Here is an 8,203-nt window from a genome sequence, read left to right as displayed (position 1 = left end):
TCTTCGTCGTTCGCTCGCGCTCTCAACTACGAATAGGCAGACGGCGTCGACTATCGCGGACTAACCGCCTTCGCTTCGCTATCCATGGCGGTCAGCGGGCGTTTCGACGAATTCGTCGAGATTACAAGGAGTCAGCCCGCTGAGCTTTTCAGCTCACTAGCAGCATTTACTCTCGAAAGAGGGCAGCGCCTGAATCAAAACTGGTTCATCCATGCTGCGTTTGAGATCGCTGCCACCGAAGCAGGGTGGCCTGTGGCCGAGACTTTTATTAAGAGCTGGCTAAATTATTACAATAAAGACGCAAGAGACCAGACAAACCGGTATCCGAAGGTAGATAAAGAGCAAGACCTTAAACGGCTAAAAATGACGCAGAAGGGCATTCAGACCGTTCTTGCATCGCTCTCTCCTTACGAGAAGAGCATCCTAGACCAGATGACGGAGGTTGCTGGAGATACTGATAGCCTCTTCACCCTGGCGCTAAAACTTCTTGCTGGCCACCCTCTCACAGGATTTGTTAATAGTTTTGTTGCTCTGGGCATCGGCCTCTCTCTTGATCAGAACAGTTGGTCTGCCCGCAACGCATTCCAACAATTGACAACCTTCAATACGGTGGATATTGATGCAACAAAAGCCGTAGAAATAGCCGAGAAACTGCGAGGTGACTGGCAGAATTGGAAGCCACCATCACCTAATGAGTGGCGCCAATCACGTGTCGCTGATCCAGATTTATACCGTCCCATCGATATGGACGAAGGATTACGAGAATTTAGTGCCATCAATCAAGGCAATATGATGCAAGCGATGGGGCAAAGCAGAGAGGACTACCTCTACCGGGACTTCCTGCCATTCGCTTGTCGATTTGAACCAAATACTGCAGTGAAGAAAACTCGGCAACTATTGGCTGATTTGCTTAGTCGTACCGGTCTTCCATTGCGACAACTGATCTTTAATGGTCTCGAATATGCGCCCTTGATAACTCCCGGCCTAGCAACCAACATAATTGCTCGGATGGTTGATGCCGATATGGTCAATGCACTTCCAGAGCGCGAGCAAGATATTCTCCGGATGTTTCTGTTCGAGTATATCGCACCTTGTCTGACACCATCCGAACAGCTCAACTGCTTAATTAATCCGTCTTTCGGATCAGACTGCCTTTTAAATGTTATTCCCAGCCTGAAACAACAGCTAAGCGGGAGCATCTTAGACGTACTACAAGCTGCAGTTGAGGAGAGCGACTACGCTGCCGCATACGGTGCGCTGGTAGCCTCACGGTACGGAAATACGCCAATAACATTAGAATTGGAATCCCTTATATTGCACTTCCGTGAAGCGAAATCATCAAAGCTTCGGGCAATTTGTTTCGATCTAGCTATACATAATAATTTAAAGGTGTTCAGAGACGCGCATGTCCAAAGCGATTGGTCTGCACATGACGCTGATACGAGTACTTATGAGAAGTGGTTTGGCTCCTTCCTTCTAGTCAAAGCTTGTGCTAACAAAGAGCTGGATTTTGATGAGATGCTTAAAAGGATAAAACTAGAAATGTGGTTACCCGCTGCGAACCACGTTGGTGAGGAAGTAACCAAGAAATTAGCTTCCCGTTTTCTATTCCTCCTAAACAGCGCAATAGGAGTGACCAAGAATCAGATTCTTCCTGCTGTAGATATTACACTCTCAACGATAGAGACGGCTTCATATCCAATTCTTTCTCTCGATGAATTATGTCGTGACTATGGGCGTTTTCCTCATCATAAAGCGATTAAGCAAATGTCTAGAATGGCAGACGATTTTGACATGAGACAAAAGTGCCTACATGAGATCTCTGATACCTTCTTCAAGAGATTGGAGGCGTCAGATGCGCGGCTCTTTGTCGAGCATGTGACTATTAGCGACTTAAGAATGATCGTCGAAGCAGAACCTATGATTATGTCTCAGATACTCGAAGCTCTGAAACAGGCGAGTAGCACTGACAGTATGTGGCTAAAGAACTTCATGTTTGTTGTCGCAAATCTCGTTTCTAAAGACATGCCGGAGAGGGCAGTGACTCTTTTCAAGCAGGCTATAAATACGCAAGGTTTTGTAACCTATGCACTAGGGGATGATCTCACGCTTGAACATCAAGCGATTTGGGCAAGCGCGCCATCAGTGCCTATGAGTGAACTTTGGTGTCAACGCCTGCTCAGTTCCATAAATGATGAGGCTCTATGCCGTGAGGTGAACGCTGCAGAACGGTTTGGAGCCGAAAAATTCATTAAGGCATTTGTCGAAGAGCGCGCTAATAACTCATCGACTCTAGATCAAGCGTACGCGATCACTGTTGCTGGTTTCTCTGTGCAGTCACTACAATTTATTGATGTTATAGAGGATTACTTGAACGACGCAGGAATTACAGGCAAAGCAGCAATAAAGGCAAAGGTTGCACATGAAGTCGGGGCGCCGCAGGCATAAACGGTCGCGTGAAGTTTTTGCTGTTTGCTTGGGCTTGGATGCCCAAAACAAACTCTCGCAAAAATAGCGACTCCCCTAGGGCTAAGCGTTGGTTTGATCAAATGTGTGACGCTGAGTCTGAGGAAGAATTCTGGCGTTGTTTGATTATTTCAAAAGCCTGCATGGATGCTCGAATATCTTCTAGGATGCGATGCACTAAGTGAAAGCACTATGAATCTCTCTTCAGGGATGTCAGAAAGAGGTCAATCGAGAAGCGGAACATAGTCCGGAAAAAAACCTCCTAGGGCAAGATGCTCCAGACGATATCTTTGTCACAGGTTACAGTAAAGTGTGAGAGAGTACTTTCATTTGTGCTCTCTACTGTTACGTCAGGTCTGAAGGGGGGCTTCACGCGCGATGATATTAGCTCAGTTGTAGCAATACCTGACAGATTGCGCTATGCACACGACCACTCTGGGTTAATAGATGTAATTTTCTTAAATGTGATACAACGTCCGCTTCGACTCGGAAGCTCACCTAACAGCTAATTGCTATGATTTTTCCTTTAATCGTTTAGCGAGTTAGTAAGCTGGATATAATGGTGCGTGATGATTCAAAGCAGATTTGGCCAGAACTGGACCTTCGCGGATGCTCAAGCTCAACTAAGTTTAGGCTGTCTCGAATTGAGAGAGGGCATATCGAATAGATTGTCGGGCCTTAGGGTATTTAAGGGGCTAGTGCATTAATTTTCCTTCGAGCTTTTTGCGGACGTGGCAGTCATGGCCTCTTCAAGGCGGTGGGCCTCAGCAATACCGAGACTGACCAGGGCGGATAGGGTTCGAACAACATCGTTGCGCAGGGGGCTTGTGGACGTGAGAAGATCGGAGTCTTGATACAATACAGCTTCGAGCCAAGCGCATATCCGACGCCCGATTCCATAATCGACCCAGAAGTCGCTGTCATCTGGAAAGGCTTCCAGCCACGTCTTGGTGGCATTGATGGCGAAGGCTAGATGCTGGGGTCTGGGAGATACCTCCAGTAGGTTAACTGTGGCAGTGGCAACTGGAAGGGATGGAGCGCTGTAAATGAGCTTGCTGAGCACTGGCAAGAACGGGCCGAGGCGGTCTACAGCCTTGGGTAGCAGGTAGCTCCTGGGCTGTACGGTGAAGCCACTCTCACCGAAAAACAGAGTGCTGATAGCGGGGCTGATGTGAAGCTCCACTGACGCGCTTCGTTTTCCGGCGAGATAACACCAGCCGCTTGCCTGCATCATTCTGTCCGCGAATGCGGCATGCAACTCCAGTGCGATGGATTCGTCGAGGATGGTATCGTTGAAGTACACCTCGTCAATTCTTCTCAGAAGCAGCGCGAGAATATCGAAAAATGGCTCATCGGGGAGAGAGCATATAGGCTCTACGAATTGCTGGCGTATTTCAGGCATAGTCATGCCCGGCAGAGAAATCGCGATCAATTGTAGGAGCGCATTGTTCCACTCATGAGGTGTGTTGGTGACGTCTTCATGCGCTTCCAGACTCGCACCGTTTGCACCTGCAGTCCATGACATGTAGCGGACTGCAATCTCGCACAGCCAGGGATTTGCCGTCACGTCAAACAGGCTGCTGATTCCATTTAACCAGAGTGCCGCAGACTGGTGGTCAACATATATGTCGGCCGGCATTTGTTCCGATACGGGTGGTGAAGCTTCCGCCCGACCGCCGGGTAATCGAAAGACACGGCGAGTTCGCTTCATCTTCAGTGGAAAATCTGGCCAGTCGGGCTCATCGCCTGTGCCGGCGAGCCAGTCCGCTTCGGCTTGGAGGACGCCGTCCATGCGTTCGCGTTGGCGCTTCGATAATTCTTCGGCTTCGCCCTCCGGTGTATCACAGCGCGTATTCGGCCGAACGCACGATGCGAAGGCACAACGCACCAAGGCGCGCGGCAGGCGTTCGTCGATGTCTGCGACCGCAGCGGTAGACGCACGAAGCCCATGTGCGACGGCCGGGTTACCGCTGGCCGCGGTGTCGAGCAGATCCCGGAGCTTCAGTGTCGTGACGCGGTGCTTCACGGCATGAACCATGCCGACGAAGGCAATGGCAGGCGGGTTAAAGCGTATCCCGCCACGAACCCGATGCACGTGGTCCTCTTCTTGCGAAAGGGCTTGCGTGAAAACACCCTGCGCCCATTTGGCGCTCTCCCGCCTCAGCGTGTCGTCCCCGTCACGCATCGCACTCATCGCAGCCGCTAGAATCGCCTGCTCATGCATCCATACTGCGTCTTCTTCACCATCCTCGGGGACAGACTCGTTGTCCTGCGCCCAATGTACGGCCGCAGCAGCGGCTTCCGGCGATGATCGTGTCGGTTTATCGAGAATAAGTCCCAGATACGCCTGCATGTTCGCCGTTTTGGTGTTGTTCCTGACGGTCTCTTCGAATGCGGCGAAATGCGCGGCCTCAGCTGGTGGCGGGACATACTGATGTCCGGTTCCGACTGATCCGTCCTCAAGCTCTACCTGTATTTCTGTCCAGTTGGCCGGATCAATCTGATTCAGAGCATGTACGGCCATTAGTGCCGGATCGCCGAAGTCGGAAGCTGCCTCAGGCTGGCCGAGATGTTCTGCGGACTTGCGTAGAAGCCCGGCAAGTTTCTCCCTTTGTTCCGGAGGGTCGAAGACCGCGTAATGCCGGAGCGAGTTGTCAAGGGATGCACGCCTTGAGGGACGCTTCTTCAGGCTGTCCAGATCGACTGTTCCCTTGGGTTCCTTTTGTAGATCCTTGATGCCGAAAATGTCAGGAATCTCGAAGTCGTCGTGGGCGAGACGCTGACGATCGATACACAGGAGTTCGGGGCTCGCAAGAAACGGTATTGCGGCCTCGCGGGATTTCGGCCAGTGCGAGAGTATGAGATCGACGGCAACAAGTAAGTAGGCGGCCGGCGAGCCCGTTGGGCCGAGTACGTCGGCAAGCACAGTCTCGAATTCCTCCCCGGCTTCGATCCTGTGATGTGCCCATGCTTCGAGCGCCATGAGCGCTGAAGACAGGCAGTAGTTACCCCCGCCCTCCCGCGACCATGTATAGGTGCGTATCCAGGGAAAGCGACGCACGTCACCGTTAAATTCTATATCAATTGCGTTGTCGCCAGGATCTTGTCCCTCGGTATAAAAGGAGACGGCGCGCTCTACGAGCCGGTCCACAACTCTCTTCCCGTCCGCCGGAGCGTGCGTTAACAGCGCGAAGAATGGTCCCTGCGCCGGGGATGCTGGAAGGAGCTTGCTATCGTGCCAGTCGAAAGGCCTTCGGTATTCTTCGCGTAATTGTTTGTCGTCAGGATCAGGTTCCGGGATGAGTGTTGCCAGTGACAGGTCAGCGAGTTCATGCGGCGCTGCTTGCGCAAGCGTTCCACTGGACTGAACAACGCCAAATTTTGCTTCCTTGCTATGGCGGCGCTGTCCCAGTTCCCGAAGATACTGCGCGGCGAGTTCCGGAACGCGATTGCTGAACACTAGAAAATAGGCTCGAAGTTCGGACTCCAGCGTGCGAAGCTGCTCATCCTCGATCTCGCCGCCGAACGGTGTGCGAAAGTCTTTGAACGTTCTGCCCTCGCGGGCAGATTCGATCTCTGTCAGCCAGCGATAAAGAGAATGCAAGATCGAGGGTGTGAGGAAGTCCTGGCCGAGCATCCCGCTCGACCACGTCGTGTAAAGGTCCATGACATCAGGAATCGCTGCGTTGGGAAGTGCGTCGCCAAGCGCAAGCAGCCAGCCGATCAGGCGAAGCCACGAAGGGCTGATCGGAAAACTGAGACCTGCCGGTATCATACCGGGATCAAGCCCCAGAGCCGTCAACTGAGGGTTGGCCGCTTGCACCTCAACAGCAATGACTGTCCGCAGAAGCTCACGAAGAACGCGCGCGTTATCCGAAAAGAGATGTGGCGAGGTGGATTGCAGCAGGTCTTCAGCACGCTCGGAACGCACGAGCGCAAGCAACGCGGCACGGCGCCACGAGCCGTGAATGCCGTCTCGGCTGAGCGATTCGAGCAATGATTGCCAGCCCGCGCTGTCAGCGGCAAACTCAAGGGTTGCACGTGCCGCGAGCTCGGTGCCCCGCGCGAGCGCCGACGGCGCAGGATATTGCAGGGGTAGCGTATCGATCAACGACAGATCATCGTACAGCAGGTTCGCAATCGCCCATTCACGCAGTACATCGTGACGGAAAGTAACCTTATCGCCGTCAAGGTCACGCAGTGTCTCGCTGGCAACCAGTGCATCGACGACCGGCGCGGGCTCGTCGCTCACGTCGAATGGCTCCACTTGAGAGATAGCCCATTCGGCAAGCTTCTTTAGCAGCCGGCGGCGCTCTCGGTGCGTGGTATCCTGATGACCGTCGGCAGGCAGCCACCATTGCCGCGCCATCTCGAATTCAGTTCGCGGCACGGGTTCGTCGCCGCCGAGGCTTGCAAGGCGATCCAGCCGGAAGAGGTTTCGTGTCACATCGCGTGCAGGGTGTGATTCGGTGAGCAATGAGATTAGACCGGGAGCCAGCGAGCGCAATTCGTCTACCTCTACATCTCCCAGCTCTTGGATTACGACTGGGGTCGCACTTCCCAGGCGAGAAAGTGCTTCCTTCGGCAGCCAGTTCTGTTCATCTTTGCCGAAATCGCGCCGCACCGTTGCAATCACGGATACGCCAGGTATCTCCGCGGCTTCGCGAACAAGGTCCCGTACTGTCGTTCGTTTATCTTCGGCAAAGAAGTCCAGGTTATCGATAAAGACTATTGCTGCGCCGTTGCCCGCCATATCCGAGAGCAGCTCCCGAGCGGACCCGTCGAAGCCGAGAGTTCCGCGCATGGCTAGCCAGCCACCAGGAAGCGTTCGAGTCGGACTCAATACGAGTACCTGCGTTTCGTCTTGGGTTTGCCGTGCGAAATGCTTCAGTACCCCGGACTTTCCAACACCGGTGTCACCGCGTATCTCGACGTAGCGCCCGCGTTCGAGTGCTTCTCGAACCTCGGCGACCTGAGCATGCCGCGTGAGCATCGCATCGCCGACGCGGTCGTGTATGTCGTCAAGAGCGTGCCGCGATGCTTCCGCAATGGCGGCACGCGCTGAGCTAAAGCGGCGTTCTCCAGATAACCTGAAGGATTTTCGGCCGAGTTCGCTCGCAAGGGTCTCGCGGTTACGATCACCTCCGCTGGCGGCGGTCTCGATCGCTGAATCAATCAGAACAGACCACAGTTCGGTTCCGCGTGACGCGTCGTCGCTATGCAACACGGAGACGGCACGCTCAAGCGCCAAGTCCCTTGAAGCCGAACCGGGGGCCGTGAAATCAAAGATGAGGATATGAAGGCGACGCAGAAGCCGCCAGACATTCTCGTCATCGGTCGAAACGTCGGCATTTCCCAAATGCGTCTTGAACGTGCGCACAATGCGCCGCATGTCGTCATTCGCCGATCCTTTTCGTTCGATACGAGCCACGAACGTGGCTGCATCGCCGATTTGACGAGCCCAGGTGAGAACATCCTGATACGGACCGTGGATCTTCTGCGAGGACCGGGATGTGGCAATCGCGAGTTCGTAGGGGGAGGCATCGAACTCCGGTTTTCGGGAGGCTTCGGCGATCTGGTCGACGACGGCCTTGAAGATAGTATCTCCCGGCGCAAATGTGATCGCCCGTTTGACTTGCGCTGACCGCCATGGATAGCGAAGCGAAGGCGGTTAGTCCGCGATAGTCGACGCCGTCTGCCTATTCGTAGTTGAGAGCGGGAGCGAACGACGAAGAAG

At 53.7% G+C, this 8,203-nt stretch carries 2 protein-coding genes; one reads left to right on the top strand and one right to left on the bottom strand.

Annotation, left to right across the window (positions count from 1 at the left end):
- Positions 1-84: 84 nt before the first annotated feature.
- On the top strand, positions 85-2,448 hold the full coding sequence (locus tag BOW52_RS15970; protein ID WP_078485078.1) for a hypothetical protein: 2,364 nt from the start codon (positions 85-87) through the stop codon (positions 2,446-2,448).
- Positions 2,449-3,169: 721 nt separating this feature from the next.
- On the opposite strand, the gene BOW52_RS15965 is transcribed toward BOW52_RS15970, so the two are convergent.
- Positions 3,170-7,897 carry an NACHT domain-containing protein gene (locus BOW52_RS15965; RefSeq protein WP_078485077.1) on the bottom strand — a complete coding sequence of 1,576 codons (4,728 nt, stop codon included), beginning with the start codon at positions 7,895-7,897 and terminating at the stop codon, positions 3,170-3,172.
- Positions 7,898-8,203 lie beyond the last annotated feature (306 nt).

Origin of the sequence: Solemya pervernicosa gill symbiont (genome assembly GCF_002020875.1) — a bacterium.
Lineage (GTDB): Bacteria > Pseudomonadota > Gammaproteobacteria.
Note: the sequence above shows the minus strand (reverse complement) of the source record. Positions and strands in the feature narration are given on the sequence as shown.